The organism is Streptomyces sp. NPDC042201 (genome assembly GCF_055582185.1).
Window position 1 is genome coordinate 223,802 of the sequence record NZ_JBVJDS010000011.1, and the last position, 15,965, is coordinate 239,766.

At 70.9% G+C, this 15,965-nt stretch carries 11 protein-coding genes and 1 pseudogene; 6 read left to right on the forward strand and 6 right to left on the reverse strand.

The genetic code is table 11. The features are described from left to right. The first annotated feature begins 28 nt into the window (after window positions 1-28). From ACZ6MZ_RS26105 to ACZ6MZ_RS26125, 5 genes are all read left to right on the forward strand, one after another. Window positions 29-994 (forward strand): carbohydrate ABC transporter permease, encoded by a 966-nt coding sequence (locus ACZ6MZ_RS26105; RefSeq protein ID WP_469354641.1) that lies wholly within the window; start codon window positions 29-31, stop codon window positions 992-994. Further along, window positions 991-1,902 (forward strand): carbohydrate ABC transporter permease, encoded by a 912-nt coding sequence (locus ACZ6MZ_RS26110; protein ID WP_384186659.1) that lies wholly within the window; start codon window positions 991-993, stop codon window positions 1,900-1,902. The genes ACZ6MZ_RS26105 and ACZ6MZ_RS26110 overlap by 4 nt, the downstream gene beginning before the upstream one ends. Before the next feature lie 54 nt (window positions 1,903-1,956). Further along, window positions 1,957-3,357 carry a GH1 family beta-glucosidase gene (locus ACZ6MZ_RS26115; protein WP_469354643.1) on the forward strand — a complete coding sequence of 467 codons (1,401 nt, stop codon included), beginning with the start codon at window positions 1,957-1,959 and terminating at the stop codon, window positions 3,355-3,357. 95 nt (window positions 3,358-3,452) lie between these two features. Next, complete coding sequence (gene sph / locus ACZ6MZ_RS26120; RefSeq protein WP_469354646.1) at window positions 3,453-4,460, forward strand: sphingomyelin phosphodiesterase; 1,008 nt, start codon at window positions 3,453-3,455, stop codon at window positions 4,458-4,460. Between the two features lie 194 nt (window positions 4,461-4,654). Beyond that, on the forward strand, window positions 4,655-5,383 hold the full coding sequence (locus ACZ6MZ_RS26125) for a MerR family transcriptional regulator (protein ID WP_469354648.1): 729 nt from the start codon (window positions 4,655-4,657) through the stop codon (window positions 5,381-5,383). Between the two features lie 60 nt (window positions 5,384-5,443). On the opposite strand, the gene ACZ6MZ_RS26130 is transcribed toward ACZ6MZ_RS26125, so the two are convergent. The 4 genes and pseudogenes from ACZ6MZ_RS26130 to ACZ6MZ_RS26145 form a co-directional block, all read right to left on the reverse strand. Then, window positions 5,444-7,633: a 3-hydroxyacyl-CoA dehydrogenase NAD-binding domain-containing protein gene (locus tag ACZ6MZ_RS26130; RefSeq protein WP_469354650.1), complete on the reverse strand. Its 2,190-nt coding sequence runs from the start codon at window positions 7,631-7,633 to the stop codon at window positions 5,444-5,446. 35 nt (window positions 7,634-7,668) lie between these two features. Next, window positions 7,669-8,883, reverse strand: coding sequence for an acetyl-CoA C-acetyltransferase (locus tag ACZ6MZ_RS26135; protein WP_469354651.1), 1,215 nt, complete (start codon window positions 8,881-8,883; stop codon window positions 7,669-7,671). A gap of 79 nt (window positions 8,884-8,962) precedes the next feature. Next, window positions 8,963-10,104: pseudogene (locus tag ACZ6MZ_RS26140) on the reverse strand (acyl-CoA dehydrogenase family protein). 1 nt (window position 10,105) lies between these two features. Then, complete coding sequence (locus tag ACZ6MZ_RS26145) at window positions 10,106-11,236, reverse strand: CaiB/BaiF CoA transferase family protein (protein ID WP_469354653.1); 1,131 nt, start codon at window positions 11,234-11,236, stop codon at window positions 10,106-10,108. 198 nt (window positions 11,237-11,434) lie between these two features. On the opposite strand from ACZ6MZ_RS26145, the gene ACZ6MZ_RS26150 reads away from it, so the two are divergent. After that, complete coding sequence (locus tag ACZ6MZ_RS26150) at window positions 11,435-12,625, forward strand: saccharopine dehydrogenase family protein (protein WP_469354655.1); 1,191 nt, start codon at window positions 11,435-11,437, stop codon at window positions 12,623-12,625. Here the strand turns inward: ACZ6MZ_RS26150 and ACZ6MZ_RS26155 are convergent. Together ACZ6MZ_RS26155 and ACZ6MZ_RS26160 are read right to left on the reverse strand one after the other, a co-directional pair. Beyond that, entirely contained in the window at window positions 12,622-13,308 is a 687-nt protein-coding gene (locus tag ACZ6MZ_RS26155; protein ID WP_389784680.1) for an endonuclease V, read from the reverse strand. The genes ACZ6MZ_RS26150 and ACZ6MZ_RS26155 overlap by 4 nt on opposite strands. 87 nt (window positions 13,309-13,395) lie before the next feature. Beyond that, window positions 13,396-15,918 carry a beta-galactosidase gene (locus tag ACZ6MZ_RS26160; RefSeq protein WP_469354657.1) on the reverse strand — a complete coding sequence of 841 codons (2,523 nt, stop codon included), beginning with the start codon at window positions 15,916-15,918 and terminating at the stop codon, window positions 13,396-13,398. Window positions 15,919-15,965: the final 47 nt, after the last annotated feature.

Here is a 15,965-nt window from a genome sequence, read left to right on the forward strand (position 1 = left end):
CACGCCCACGCCTCCGAAGGGCCGCACCATGACCCTCACCGCCACCGCGGAAGCCGCGCCCCCGCCGCCGTCAGGACCCGCCGCCCGGCCGTCCGCCGCGCACCGCACCTGGCGCACCCTCTCGCCGTACGCCTATATCGCCCCGTTCTTCACGCTGTTCGCCGCCTTCGGGCTCTTCCCGCTGCTCTACACCGCGTATGTCTCGCTCTACCGGGTCGAGCTGCAGACGCCCGGCGCGATGGAGTGGCGCGGCTTCGGCAACTACACCGCTCTCTTCACCGACGAGTTCTTCTGGACCGCGCTGCGCAACACCTTCACCATCGGCGTGCTCTCGACGGTCCCGCAGCTGGTGATGGCCCTGGGCCTGGCCCATCTCCTCAACTACAAGCTGCGCGGCCGGACGTTCATCAGGACGGCGATGCTGCTGCCGTACGCCACCTCCGTCGCCGCGGCGACCCTGGTCTTCGCCCAGCTCTTCGGCCGGGACTTCGGGCTCATCAACTACCTGCTGGGGCTGGTCGGTTTCAGCCCGGTGGACTGGCAGACGGGCACGGTCGCCTCGCAGATCGCCGTATCGACCATCGTCATCTGGCGCTGGACCGGCTACAACGCGCTGATCTATCTGGCGGGCATGCAGTCCATCCCGAGCGAGCTGTACGAGGCCGCCGAGATGGACGGGGCCTCGCGCTGGCGGCAGTTCATCCATGTCACGCTGCCGGGCCTGCGCCCGACGATCGTCTTCACGGCCGTCGTCTCGACGATCGGCGCCACGCAGCTCTTCGGTGAGCCGCTGCTCTTCGAGGGGTCCATCTCGGGCGGCATCTCGCATCAGTACCAGACGCTCGGTCTCTACATGTACGAGCAGGGCTGGGGCTTCTTCCATCTGGGCCGGGCCGCCGCCATCGCCTGGGTGATGTTCCTCCTGATCCTGCTGCTGGTCGGGGTCAACGCCCTGGTCGCACGCCGCCGTTCCCGCAAGGAGGCCGGTCGATGACCGCGCTCGCCGCACCGCCGACGCCGCCTTCGCCGTCCCCCGGGGCCGCTGAACGGCCCTCGCCCTTCCGGCGCCGGAGCCGCGCAGGACGCACCATGCACGGCGGCCGGCTGTCGTACGTGATCCTGGCCGTCGCGCTGCTCTTCTCGGCGTTCCCGTTCTACTGGACGATCGTCGCGGCCAGCCGCTCCAACGCCGATCTGGCGAAGGTGCCGCCCACCCTGCTGCCGGGCCCGAACCTGATCAAGAACTTCGAAGCGGTGCTGGAGGAGGCCGATATCGGCAAGGCCCTCCTCAACTCCCTGATCGTGTCCGGGTCCATCACGGTGGGCACGGTGCTGTGCTGCACGCTCGCCGGGTTCGCCTTCGCCAAACTCCGCTTCCGCGGCCGCGGCGCGCTGCTGGCCCTCACCGTGGGCACGATGATGATCCCACCGCAGCTCGGGGTGATCCCGCTCTTCATGCTGATCGCGAAACTGCAGTGGGTGAACCAGCTGCAGGCCGTCATCCTGCCCGGACTCGTCTCCGCCTTCGGTGTGTTCTTCATGCGCCAGTACCTGATCCAGGCGCTGCCCGACGAGCTGATCGAGGCGGCCCGCGTCGACGGCGCGTCCACCGCGCGGATCTTCTGGTCGGTCGTGGTGCCCATCGCCAGGCCGGGGATGGCCGTGCTGGGCATGCTGACCTTCATGGCCGCGTGGAACGACTTCTTCTGGCCGATCATCGCCCTCTCCTCGCAGGAGCCGACCGTCCAGGTCGCCCTGCGCCAGCTCGGCGGCGGCTATGTCCACGACCAGTCCGTGATCATGGCAGGCACGCTGCTCGGCACGCTGCCCGTGCTGCTGGTCTTCGGTCTGCTGGGCCGGCAGATCGTCGGCGGCATCATGCAGGGCGCCGTCAAGGGCTGACCACTCCCCCGCCGTCCCCCCACCGTCCGTCTCACTCCCGGGAGTTCCTTCCTCATGACCGCTGTCGACGCACGTCCCACGACCACCACGGAGCTGCGCTTCCCCCGCGGTTTCCGCTGGGGGACGGCCACCGCCGCCTACCAGATCGAGGGAGCCGCCACCGAGGACGGCCGTACGCCCTCCATCTGGGACACCTTCAGCCGCATCCCCGGGCGGGTACGCAACGGCGACACCGGCGACATCGCCGCCGATCATTACCACCGGATGGACGAGGATGTCGCGCTGCTCAAGGAGCTGGGGGTCACGGACTACCGCTTCTCCGTGTCCTGGCCGCGCGTCCAGCCGACGGGCCGCGGTCCCGCCGTACAGCTCGGTCTGGACTTCTACCGGCGGCTGGTCGACGCGCTGCTGACGGCGGGGATCCGGCCGGTCGCCACCCTCTACCACTGGGATCTGCCGCAGGAGCTGGAGGACGCGGGCGGCTGGCCGCAGCGTGACACCGCGAACCGGTTCGCGCAGTACGCGCAGATCATGGTCGACGCGCTCGGCGACCGGGTGGCCACCTGGACCACCCTGAACGAGCCGTGGTGCGCGGCCTTTCTCGGGTACGCCTCCGGTGTCCACGCCCCGGGCCGTACGCAGCCGGTCGCCGCGCTGCGGGCCGCGCACCACTTCAATCTGGCGCACGGCCTGGCCACCCGGGTGCTGCGCGACGCGCTGCCGAAGAGCGCCGAGATCTCGCTGACCCTCAATCTGCACGCCGCACGGCCGCTGACGGACTCGGCCGCCGACCTCGACGCGGTGCGCCGCATCGACGCCGTCGGGAACCGGATCTTCCTCGATCCGGTCTTCCACGGCCGGCTTCCGCAGGATCTGATCGATGACACGGCGTCCCTGACGGACTGGTCCTTCGTCCGGGACGGCGATCTGGAGACGGCGTCCGCGCCGGTCGATTCGCTGGGGATCAACTACTACTCCCCCACGATCGTCGCGGCGGGCTCTTCGGCCGGGGATCCTTCCCCGTGGCCGGGGGCGGACGAGCACGTGCGCTTCGTGCCGGCGCCGGGCCCGCGGACCGCGATGGACTGGCCGATCGACGCGGACGGGCTGTACGAGCTGCTGACGCGGCTGCGGGACGAACTGCCCAGCACGCCGCTGATGGTCACCGAGAACGGAGCGGCGTACGACGACTACGCCGACCCCTCCGGGGCGGTCCACGACCCCGAGCGGGTGGCCTATCTGCGCGACCACCTGACGGCCGTCCACCGGGCGATCGGGGACGGCGCGAAGGTCCGCGGCTATTTCCTGTGGTCGCTGCTGGACAACTTCGAGTGGGCGTACGGCTACAGCAAGCGGTTCGGCATCGTCCACGTCGACTTCGCGACCCAGCGCCGTACGGTCAAGGACAGCGCCCGCTGGTACGCGGCGGCCATCAGCCGCAACGGTCTGGCCTGAGGCACCCGGGGGTCACCCGATGGCTACCGGAAAGTAACTCCGGCTGGTTGGATGTGCGTCGCCCTTCGTACACCCCACCGGAATCGGGAGTCCCTGTGCCGCACTCCGCGCTCCGCCGTATCCCCGGCGCCGCCCTGTCCATCGCACTCGCCGCCGTCCTCCTGGCCGCGACCGCCCCCGCCGCCATGGGCGCCACGGGCGCCACCGGCCGGGCCGGCGCCGAGCCGCCCGCGCTGAAGGTGCTCACTTTCAACTCGTTCCTGTTCAGCGAGCTCCTCTCCCCCAACTGGGGACAGGACTACCGGGCCGCCGCCATCCCGGCGGCGGCCTTTTACCAGGGCAACGATGTGGTCGTGGTGCAGGAGGCGTTCGACAACGCGTCCTCCGACGCGCTCAAGCGGAACTCCGCCGACCAGTACCCGTACCAGACGCCCGTGCTGGGCCGGAGCAAGGCCGGCTGGGACGCGACGGGCGGGGCTTATGCCGCGCTCGCCCTGGAGGACGGGGGTGTCTCGGTGCTCAGCAAGTGGCCGATCGTGCGCAAGGAGCAGTATGTGTACGAGGACGGGTGCGGCTCGGACTGGTTCTCCAACAAGGGCTTCGTCTATGTGGTGCTGGAGGTGAACGGCACCAAGGTCCATATGGTCGGCACCCACACCCAGTCCACCGACCCGGGCTGCGGTTCCGGTGAGGCCGTGCGGACACGGAGCCTTCAGTTCAAGGCGGTCGACGCCTTCCTCGACGCCAAGAACATCCCCGCGTCCGAAGAGGTCATCGTCGCGGGCGACTTCAATGTCGACGGGCACAGCGCCGAGTACGCCTCGATGCTCGCCGACGGGGGCCTGGCCGACGCCGACGCCCGTACCGGACATCCGTACTCCTTCGACACGGCGGAGAACTCCATCGCCGCGGAGCGCTATCCGGACGACCCGCGCGAGGATCTCGACCATGTGCTGCACCGCGCGGGGCACGTACGGCCGGCCGGCTGGACCAATGAAGTGATCAAGGAGCAGAGCGCGCCCTGGACGGTCTCCAGCTGGGGCACGGAGTACACGTACACGAATCTCTCCGACCACTATCCGGTCGTCGCCTCCGCCCGTTAGGCCCTGTCTGGTCGGACAGGACCTAGGCCCCGCGGGGCACCCCGGCACTGTACGTCGCCGGCCGGTCACCACCGGCTTTCGCCGCTCTCCAGCACTTTCACAACAGTGGTGGCACAGCAATACTGTTGAACGTGGCCCACGTGCGGATCCGGGCCGGTCCACCGATGTGCGGCAGCGGGAAGCGAGGCGCGGACATGACCACGAGGACCGAGGAGCCGGCGCTCACCGTCGACGAGCTGGCCGCGCGGGCCGGGGTCACCGTGCGCACGATCCGCTTCTACAGCACCCGCGGCCTGCTGCCGCCCCCGGTGATCGGCCCGCGCCGGGTCGGCCACTACGGGCGTGAGCATCTCTCCCGGCTGGCGCTCATCGAGGAGCTCCAGCACCAGGGCATGACCCTCGCGGCCATCGAGCGTTATCTGGAGCAGCTGCCGCCCGATCTGAGCGCGCACGATCTGGCGATCCACCGGGCGCTGGTGGCCTCCTGGTCGCCGGACTCGGCGGAGGACGCGTCCCGCGCGGAGCTGGAGCGCCGCGCGGGACGGGCCCTGGCCGAGGACGACATCGACCGGCTCGCCGCCATGGGGGTCCTGGTCCGGGCCGACGGTCCTGACACCTACCGGCTGGATCCCGGGCTGCTGCGGCTCGGCGTGGAACTGCTGGACGTACCGATCCCGTACGAGACGATCCTCGCGGCCCGTACGGTCCTGCTGGAGCACACCCGTGAGGCGGCGCACGAGCTGACCCGGCTGTTCCGGGACGAGGTGTGGACGCCGTACCGCAAGCGCGAGCCGGACCCCGAGCAGGTGGCGGCGATGAAGTCGCTCTCGGCCCATATGCAGCCCATGGTGGTCCAGGCTCTGGTGACGGCGTTCCAGCGGTCGCTGAAGGAGGAGCTGCGGGCCGCGTTCCAGGCGGAGTGAGTACGCCGTGAACACGGCCCGCGCGCCGCACCCCGGGCGGCCGGCCCCGGGCGCCGGACGTCAGGCGTCGCTGAACCGCTCGCCCTTCGCCGCCTTCTCGACCAGCAGCGCGGGCGGGGTGAACCGCTCGCCGTACCGCTCGGCCAGCTCACGGGCGCGTGCGACAAAGCCGGGCAGGCCGCCTTCGTAGCCGTTGATGTACTGGAGCACACCGCCCGTCCAGGCCGGGAAGCCGATGCCCATGATGGAACCGATATTGGCGTCGGCGACCGAGGTCAGGACGTTCTCCTCCAGGCAGCGGACGGAGTCCAGCGCCTCGGAGAAGAGCATCCGCTCCTTCAGGTCGAGGAACGGGACCTCGACGCCGGCCGCGCCGAAGTGCTCCCGCAGGCCCGGCCACAGGCGTGTGCGCCTGCCGTCCTCGCCGTACTCGTAGAAGCCCGCGCCGCCGCTGCGTCCCGTACGTCCGAACTCGTCCACCATCCGGTCGATGACCTCGTCCGCGGGGTGCCCGGTCCAGGCGCCGCCGGCCTCCTCGACCGCGCGCTTCGACTCGTTACGGATCTTGCGTGGCAGGGTGAGCGTCAGCTCGTCCATCAGCGAGAGCACCTTGGCCGGGTAGCCGGCCTGCGCGGCGGCCTGTTCGACCGAGGCGGGCTCGACGCCCTCGCCGACCATCGCGACCCCCTCGTTGATGAACTGCCCGATGACCCGCGAGGTGAAGAAGCCGCGCGAGTCATTGACGACGATCGGGGTCTTCTTGATCCTGCGCACCAGGTCGAAGGCGCGGGCGAGGGCCTCGTCGCCGGTCCCCTCCCCCTTGATGATCTCGACGAGCGGCATCTTGTCGACCGGCGAGAAGAAGTGCAGCCCGACGAAGTCGGCGGGCCTCGACACCCCTTCCGCGAGCACCGTGATGGGCAGGGTGGAGGTGTTGGAGCAGAGCAGCGCGTCCGGCTCGATGACGTCCTGGATCTCCTGGAACACCTTGTGCTTGAGCGCCGTGTCCTCGAACACCGCCTCGATCACGGCGTCGCAGCCGGCGAGATCGGCGGGGTCGGCGGTCGGGGTGATACGGGCGAGCAGCGTGTCCCGCTCGGCCTCGGTCGTACGGCCCCGGGAGAGCGCCTTGGCGAGAAGCTCCCGGGAGTACGCCTTGCCCCGCTCCGCGGCCTCGGGGGTGACATCCTTCAGGACGACGTCGAGGCCGGCGCGCGCGCAGGAGTACGCGATGCCCGCGCCCATCATCCCGGCGCCGAGGACCGCGACCTTGCGGACCTCGCGCGGTGCGATGCCCCGGGGCCGGCCGGCCCCGGAGTTGACCGCCTGGAGGTCGAAGAAGAACGCCTGGATCATGTTCTTGGCGATCTGCCCGGTGACCAGCTCGGTGAAGTAGCGGGCCTCGATGGTCTGCGCGGTCTCGAAGTCGACCTGCGAGCCCTCGACGGCCGCCGCGAGGATATTGCGCGGCGCCGGGTAGGGGGCGCCCGCGATCTGCTTCTTCAGGTTGGCGGGGAAGGCGGGCAGATTGGCGGCGAAGCGGGGGCTGGAGGGTGTACCACCCGGAATCCGGTAGCCCTTGACGTCCCAGGGCTGCTGCGACGCGGGGTGGGCGTCGATGAAGGCGCGGGCCAGAGCGAGCATCTCGTCGGTGGTGGCGGCGACTTCATGGACCAGCCCGTTGTCCAGCGCGCGCTTCGGGGAGTACTGCGTGCCCTGGAGCAGCACCTTGAGCAGCGCGTCGGCGATGCCCATCAGCCGTACGGTACGGGTGACTCCGCCGCCCGCGGGCAGCAGTCCGAGCGTGACCTCGGGCAGGCCGATCTTGGATCCCGGCGCGTCGAGGGCGACGCGGTGGTGGCAGGCGAGGGCGATCTCGTAACCGCCGCCCAGCGCGGCGCCGTTGATGGCGGCGACGACGGGCTTGCCGAGGGTCTCGATACGGCGCAGGGCGTGCTTGATGCCCATGCTCGTGTCGAATACCTGCTGGGCGTCGTCCGGGCCGACCTTGATCATGTCCTTGAGGTCGCCGCCCGCGAAGAAGGTCTTCTTGGCGGAGGTGATGATGATGCCGCGGATGCTGTCCTGCTCGGCCTCGGCGCGGTCGGCGATCACCGCGATGGAGTCCTTGAATGCCTGGTTCATGGTGTTGGCGGACTGGTCCGGGTCGTCGAGGACGAGGGTGACGACGCCGGTGCCGTCCTGTTCCCAGCGAATGGCCGAGGAAGCCGGGGTGATGGACTCGCTCATGCTGCTGCTCCGTAACGGGAAGAGGGACGGGCCGGTCAGAGACGCTCGACGACGGTGGCGACACCCATGCCGCCGCCGACGCACAGCGTGGCGAGGCCGTACCGCTTGTCCCGGCGTTCCAGCTCGTCGATGAGGGTGCCGAGGATCATCGCGCCGGTGGCCCCGAGCGGATGGCCGAGCGCGATGGCTCCGCCGTTGACGTTGACCTTGTCCAGCGAGAGCCCCATGTCCTCGACGAAGCGCAGCACGACCGCGGCGAAGGCTTCGTTGATCTCGACCAGGTCGATGTCGTCGATGGTCAGTCCGGCCTTGGCGAGGGCCTTGCGGCTGGCGGGGGCGGGTCCGGTCAGCATGATGGTGGGCTCGGAGCCGGAGACGGCGGCGGAGACGATCCGGGCGCGGGGGGTGAGTCCGTAGCGCTCGCCGATCTGCTGGGAGCCGATGGCGACGAGGGCCGCGCCGTCCACGATGCCGGACGAGTTGCCCGCGTGGTGGACGTGGTCGATCTTCTCGACCCAGTGGTACTTCTGCAGGACGACGGCGTCGAAGCCGCCCAGGTCGCCGATCCCGGCGAACGACGGCTTCAGCGCGGCGAGCGAGTCCGCGGTGGTGCCGGGGCGCAGATGCTCGTCGCGGTCGAGGACGGTGAGTCCGTTGCGGTCGCGTACCGGGACGACGGAACGCTCGAAGCGGCCGTCCTTCCACGCCGCGGCGGCCCGCTCCTGGGACAGCGCGGCGAACTCGTCGACATCGCGCCGGGTGAAGCCGCCGATGGTGGCGATCAGGTCCGCGCCGATGCCCTGCGGGGCGAAGCCCGTCGCGAAGTTGGTCATCGGGTCCATCGCCCAGGCGCCGCCGTCCGAACCCATCGGCACCCGCGACATCGACTCGACGCCACCCGCCAGGATCAGGTCCTCCCAGCCGGAGCGGACCTTGGCGGCGGCCAGGTTGACGGCTTCCAGGCCGGACGCGCAGAAGCGGTTCTCCTGTACGCCGGCGACGGTGTCGGGCAGGCCGGCGGCGATGGCCGCGACCCGGGCGATGTCCGAGCCCTGGTCGCCGAGCGGGCTCACCACGCCGAGCACGATGTCGTCGATGGCCGCCGGGTCGAGTCCGGGGAAGCGGCCGCGGAGCTCGTGGATCAGGCCGACGACGAGATCGATGGGCTTGGTGCCGTGCAGGGCGCCATTGGCCTTGCCGCGGCCGCGCGGGGTGCGGATCGCGTCGTAGACGAACGCTTCGGTACTCACGACAGCTGCCTTTCGGAAGAGCGGTACGGGCGAGGGAGCGGTACGGGCGAGGGGTACGGAAAGGGGGTGGCCGGAGGGTTCAGGCCAGCAGCGAGCGGCCGATGATCTCCTTCATGATCTCGGTCGTACCGCCGTAGATCGTCTGGATACGGCCGTCCGTGAAGGCCCTGGCGACGGGGAACTCCGTCATATAGCCGTAGCCGCCGTGCAGTTGCAGACAGCGGTCCGCCGTCCGCTTCTGCAGCTCGGTGGCCCACCATTTGGCCATCGAGGCGTGCACCGCGTCGAGTTCACCGTTCGAGTGATCGACGATGCAGCGGTCGAGGAAGGTACGGGTGACGGCGCATTCGGTCGCCATCTCGGCTATCTCGAACCGGATGTGCTGGAGCGTGGCGAGCGGCCGTCCGAACGCCTCGCGTTCCTTGACGTACCGCGTGGTGATCTCCAGCAGATGCTCGGCGCCCGCGATGGCCGCCATCGCGATGCTCATCCGCTCCTGGGCCAGATGGGTCATCAGATGGATGAAGGCGCCGTTGAGTTCACCGAGCAGATTCTCCTTGGGGACGCGTACGTCGTGGAAGAACAGCTCGGCCGTGTCCTGGGCCTTCTGGCCGATCTTGTCGAGATTGCGACCGCGTTCGAAGCCCGCCGCCCCGCGCTCGACCACCAGCAGGGACAGCCCCTTCGCGCCGCCCTCCGGGGTCGTCCGCGCGACGACGATCACAAGATCGGCGAGGATGCCGTTGGAGATGAAGGTCTTCGAGCCGTTGAGCAGCCAGTGGTCGCCGCGGTCCGCCGCGGTGGTGCGGATGCCCTGGAGGTCGGAGCCCGCGCCCGGTTCCGTCATCGCGAGGGCGGTGATGAGGTCACCGGTGCAGAAGCCGGGCAGCCAGCGGCGCTTCTGCTCGTCCGTGCCCAGCGTGGCGAGGTAGGGGCCGATGATGTCGTTGTGCAGGCCGAGCGCGAGCCCGGGGGCGCCGGCGCGGGTGAACTCCTCGGCGAGGACCGCGCTGTAGCGGAAGTCGGGGGTGCCACCGCCGCCGTACTCCTCGGGTACTGCGAGTCCGAGCAGTCCCTGCCGGCCGGCCGCGAGCCAGGCGTCGCGGCTCACGATTCCGTCCTTCTCCCACTGCTCGTAGTGCGGGAGCACCTCCTTGGCGAGGAGGTACGGACGGTCGCGCGGAACGCCTCGTGCTCGGCGGCGTAGATCTGGCGCTTCACCTCAGCTGTCCTCCTGGTCGCGTACGGGCAGATCCCAGTCACGGGCGACCTCGGCGGTGTCCGCTCCCGGCCGGGCCGGAGCGAGCCGCACCGAGCCGGGGGTGGCGGAGAACCGGGGCGCCGGCGCGGGCTGGACGAGCCCCGCGTGGTCGGTGAAGGTGCCACGGGCCGCCAGATGGGGGTGGGCCGGCGCCTCGCGCAGCGAGAGCACCGGAGCGACACAGGCGTCGGATCCCTCGAAGACCGCCGTCCACTCCTGACGGGTCCTCGTCCTGAACCGGGCGGCGACGGCGTCCCGCAGCTCGTCCCAGCGGCCGAAGTCCTTACGGGCCGGGACGTCGTCCGCGATCCCGAGCAGCTCGATGAACTCGTTGTAGAACCGCTGCTCCAGCGCGCCGACCGCCATGTACTCGCCGTCGGCGGTCTCGTACGAACCGTAGAAGGGGCTGCCGCCGTCGAGCAGGTTGGCCCCGCGCCGGTCCTGCCAGCCGCCCGCGCCCATCATGGCGTGGATCATGGTGGTGAGATGGGCGGTACCGTCGACGATCGCCGCGTCCACGACCTGTCCGGTGCCGTCCGGGGTGCGGGCGTGCTGGAGCGCCGCGAGCACGCCGATGACCAGATAGAGCGAGCCGCCCGCGTAGTCACCGAGAAGATTCGCCGGAAGGGCGGGCGCCTCCTCGGCCTTGCCGATCATGGAGAGGGCGCCGGTGACGGCGATGTAGCCGATGTCGTGCCCGGCGCGCGCGGCGAGCGGGCCCTCCTGGCCCCAGCCGGTCATCCGCCCGTACACGAGCCGCTGATTGCGCTGGAGACACTCCTGCGGGCCGACACCGAGGCGCTCGGCGACGCCCGGCCGGTAGCCCTCGATCAGCACATCGGCGCGCTCGGCCAGATCGAGGACGCGGTCGGCGCCGTCCGCGGCCTTGAGGTCGATCAGCACGGACCGCTTGTTGCGGTTGGTCAGGTCGTACGCCGGATCGATGCCGAGTCCGGCGCCGCCCGGCCGGTCGACCCGTACGACATCGGCGCCGAGGTCGGCGAGCGTCATGGCGGCGAACGGGCCCGGCCCGATTCCGGCCAGCTCGACCACGCGTACGCCGGTCAGCGGACCGTTTCCTGTCGCTGCCATCTGGCTCCCTGGACTGTGACACAACTGATGTAACAGCAGTGATGCTAAGAACGCGTCCCCCGTGACACAAGACCCTGGGCCGAGCAAGCGCTTAGTTCTTCGGGTTCTTGTCGCACGCGGTCGCACACCGGGCCTTCCCTCACGCTAGCCTCGGCCAGCGGCAATGGCATGGGGCGGACTGCGGACGGCGGAGGGGCCATGGGCAGGAAGAACGGGACGGAGCGCCCGTACGACATCGTGCTCTTCGGAGCGACGGGCTTCGTCGGAACACTCACCGCGGAGTATCTCGCCGCCCATGCCCCGGAGGGCTGCCGCTGGGCCGTCGCGGGCCGTGACCGCGGCCGGCTGGAGCGGCTGCGCGAACGGCTCACCGCGATCGATCCGCGGTGCGCCGTACTGCCCGTACTGCTGGCGGACGCGGACGACCCGGACTCGCTGCGGACGCTCGCCGGGTCCGCCCGGGTGATCGCGTCGGCCGTCGGGCCGTACCTCTGGTACGGGGAAGAACTGGTCGCGGCCTGCGCGGAGGCGGGGACGGACTACGCCGATCTGTGCGGCGAGTCGGAGTTCGCGGACCTGATGTACCTCCGCCATGACGTGCGCGCCCGCGAGACGGGCGCGCGCCTGGTGCACGCCTGCGGTTTCGACTCGGTCCCGCACGACCTCGGTGTGTACTTCACCGTCCAGCAGCTGCCCCAGGACGTGCCGCTGCGCGTGGACGGATTCGTACGCTCCAACGCCTTCTTCTCCGGCGGTACGCTCGCCTCCGCGCTGACCGCGATGGGCCGCGGCCGGCAGCTGCTGCGGGCCGCACGGGAGCGGCGGCTGTACGAGCCCCGGCTGGTCGGCCGCCGGGCGCGGGCGCCGTTCGGCGCACCGCACTTCAGCCGGGAGACCGGGGTCTGGGCGCTCCCGCTGCCGACCCTCGACCCGCAGATCGTGGCGCGCTCCGCGGCCGCGCTGCGGCGGTACGGCCCCGACTTCCGTTACCGGCACTTCGCGGCGGTCAGGTCACTGCCGGTCGCCCTGGGCGGCAGCGCGGCGGCGGGGGCGGGCCTGGCCCTCGCCCAACTGCCCGCGGCCCGGAGCTGGTTGATGGAGCGGTACGAGCCCGGCTCGGGACCGGACGCGGAGCGCAGGCAGGCGAGCTGGTTCTCGGTGCGCTTCGTGGGCACGGGCGGCGGGCGCCGGGTGTTCACCGAGGTATCGGGCGGCGACCCCGGCTATGACGAATCGGCGAAGATGCTGGCCGAATCGGTGCTCTGTCTGGCCTTCGACACGCTGCCGGACACCGCGGGCCAGGTGACCACGGCGGTGGCGATGGGCGACGCGCTGCTGGAGCGGCTGCGGTCGGCGGGGATGCGATTCCGGGTCGCTGACGCGCGTTAGGTGCCGGCCGTCGCCTCCCGGAGGGCCCGGCGGCAGAGGGCGTCGGCGCGGCGGGTGGACTCGGGAAGGCGGTAGTCGGGGGCCAGGCGCAGGGTGTGCGCGCAGGCGGTGGCCAGGTCGACGCGGTGACCGACCGACACGAAGACCGGCTTGACGCCCTCCTGGGTGCGCAGCGCCCGGCCGACCTCCTGGCCGTCGTCGGCGAGCAGCGGCGAGGAGTCGCCGCGCCGGGTGCCCGGCTGCTCGTACGAGAAGGTGAACGGGTTCTTCGCCACGCCGATCACCGGAAGCCCGGTGAGGACACCGAGATGGGCGGCGAGCCCGAAGCGGCGCGGATGGGCCAGGCCGTAGCCGTCGCAGACGACCAGACCGGGGTCCGAGGTCAGGGATTCGAGGGCAGCCAGGACCGTCGGGATCTCCCGGAAGGCCAGCAGGCCGGGGACGTACGGGAAGGCGACCCGGCCGACGGCGGTGGCCTCGTCGACCACGGCGAGGGTGGCGGCGTCGAGCACGACGGCGGCCGCGGCGACGACATCCCGCTCGTCGTCGTACGCCACATCGACCCCGGTCACCAGGCCCGTGCCGGGCGGCGGCCCCGGTTCGTCGAGCACGACGCGGCCGCGCAGCTCGTCCTGGATGGCGCGTGCCTCGGTCTCGTCCGCGGGCGTCCTGAGCGTCGTCATGGTGACCTCCACCCTAAGGGCCGCCCGCCCGGTCAACCCCCGCCCGTCCGATCAACCGTGGTCGTCCGATCAACCGCGCCCGTCCGGTCAACCGCGGCGCACGGTGAACTCGGGGCGGCGCACCCGCAGGACGGTGCGTCCGCCCTCGGTCGATGTGCGGGCGCCCTCGCAGGTCGCCGCGCCCTCCACCGCCACCACTGCTTCCCCGCCGAGCGCGCGGAACGTCGCCCGGCCGTCGGCCGCGCCGGTGAGTTCCGCCGTCGCGTACGCGATCCGCAGGCCGCCCGCCGCCAGCCCGAGCGGCAGCATCGCGGCCGTACGGCCGGGCAGGTGCAGCTTCTCGCCCCCGAAGAGGGGCTTTCCGTTCTCGGTGACCGTGAAGTCCTGGTCGTAGCCGGAGGAGACGTTGAAGGCGTGCAGCAGCCGTCCGCGTTCGCCGTCGGCCGTCGTCAGCAGGAAGACACCCGGGTCGGTGGCGCTGTGCCGCAGGGCGGGGGCGGCGTCCAGGGCCCGGAAGGCGCGGCCCCAGAAGGTCAGGTCGCACTGGTAGTCCGTCGTGATGACCACGGCCCGCCCCTTCCCGAGCGGGATGTCGAAGCCGCAGCCCTTTCCGGTGGAAAGCTCGCGCAGCACCGTCTTACCGCGTGCGGGCTCACACAACTGGGCGCGTGAGAGACGCACTTCGGGCAGCGGCGCCGCCCAGCCGTGGGCGGTGACGGACAGCCAGAAACGGTTCGCGTCGGTCAGCGTCGTGCCCACCGTGAGACCCAGCGCCTCGGCCAGTACCGTGCACCGCTTGTCGGCCATGTCCTTGACCGGCAGCCGTCCGGAGAGCAGCAGCTTTCCGCCCGCTTCGACATAGCGGACCAGCCGCCGCTGCAGCCCGGCCCCCAGATGCTCGCCGGTGGCCAGCGTGAACACCGGGACACGCCGCGGATCGAGATCGCCGGCCTGAAGGTTCACGCTCCGGTAGCGGAAGCCGCCGAGCAGCATCGCGCGGGCCAGCGAGCCGCGCGGGCCCGCGCCGCGTGTGTTCACCGCTTCGTCCAGCACGCGCTGGACCGATTCGAGCTCCGGCGGGTGGTACTCGGTCAGATAGTGGTCGGGTACGAAGCCGAGCACCACGTCGTCGTAGGTCGTACGCATCGGCGCGAGCACGCCGGCCAGACCGTCCATGGCGCGCACCGTCCGCCGCGTCGAGGCGTAGCTGACCCCCGGCCGGCCCTCCGGGTCGACGGGCGCCGCGAAGCCGTGCCGCTCGCCGGTGATGCCGATCCGGTCGTTCCCGTCGCCCGCCGGCTCGTCGAGTTTCGGGTTGAACCCGCCCGCGAACAGGTAGTAGTTGATCATTTTGGCGCCCTGCGCGACACACAGGCGGGTCTTGAGGTCTACGCCGGACGGGCTGGTCTGACTGTCCAGGTTCTGCCCGTAGTCGGCGTGGCCCGCGTCGAACTCCAGCGCCGTGACCGGCTGGTCCTGGTCGTTGACCGCGTCCATGAAGGCATTGATGAGGTACAGGTCGGTGACGTTGCGCAGGGTCAGATCGCCCAGGTAGAAGTCCGCACCGGATATCGTCCCCGCGATCCCCGCGTAGGTCTCCATCAGTTGGCTGATGCCGATGGGGAAAGGCTCGGCGCGGCTGTCCGAGGTGCCGTGGATGTTGATGACGAAGGGGATGCCGGTGACGCCGTGGTCCTCGGCGGCCGTGCGCAGTTCGGCGGCGTACCGCGCGAAGCGGCCCCGCATGAAGCGGCCCAGATCGTGCATCAGGGCCGCGCCGTACGCGTCCTTCGGGTTGCGGATCGCCTTGCGCCGCCCGGCCAGATCCTCGTCGGCGAAGGGGTAGCGGCCGGCGAGGCCGTCCCCGTACTCCGTGCGCAGCCAGCCGTCGAAGTCGGCCGTCAAGTGGTCCGTGAGATCGGGGGAGTTGCTGACCCAGGCCAGCATGCCGATCTCGTTGTCGAGCTGTACGGAGATGACGGGGCCGCCCTTGCCGTGCAGCCGCTCCGCGAGGACCGGCATGACGGCCCCGTACCAGTGGCGCATCTCCTTGAGGAAGGCGGGCGCGAGGTAGTCGACGGTGGGGGTGGTGGCGGGTGCGTCGTGCCAGCCGGTGGAGACGATCTCCGGGTGATCCGCGCGTACCCGGTCGGGGACGCCCTCGCCCTTGAGCTCGGCCATGGTGAAGGGGCCGGGGCGGGCGATGAAGCGGAAGCCGTTCTGGTGGCAGAGGTCGATGAAGGCGCCGAGGTCGCGCTCGGGGCGGGTGCGACCGGTGACGTCGATGGTGCCGTCCGGCAGCTCGTGCCACATCCACGGGATGTACGACGCAATGGTGTTGAGGCCGGCGGTCTTCGCCCGGTCGAGCCTGGACTGCCAGTCCGCCTTCTTCAGCCGGAAGTAGTGGATCTCTCCGGCGAGGACGAGCGCGGGCTTGCCGTCGATGAGGATCTGCTTGTTCCGGTAGGTGACGGAAGCGGCCGGGGCCTGATCGGCGGGCGCGGCCTGCGCCGCCTGGGCGGCCGGGGCGGACAGGCCCGCTGTGGCCAGGCCGCCGAGGGCGGCGCCGCCCAGGACGGTACGGCGGCGGGGGGCGGGGGCATGCGTCATGGAGTCGTACTTCCTCAGATGCTGAAGCCTGGGCGAGCAGCCATGTA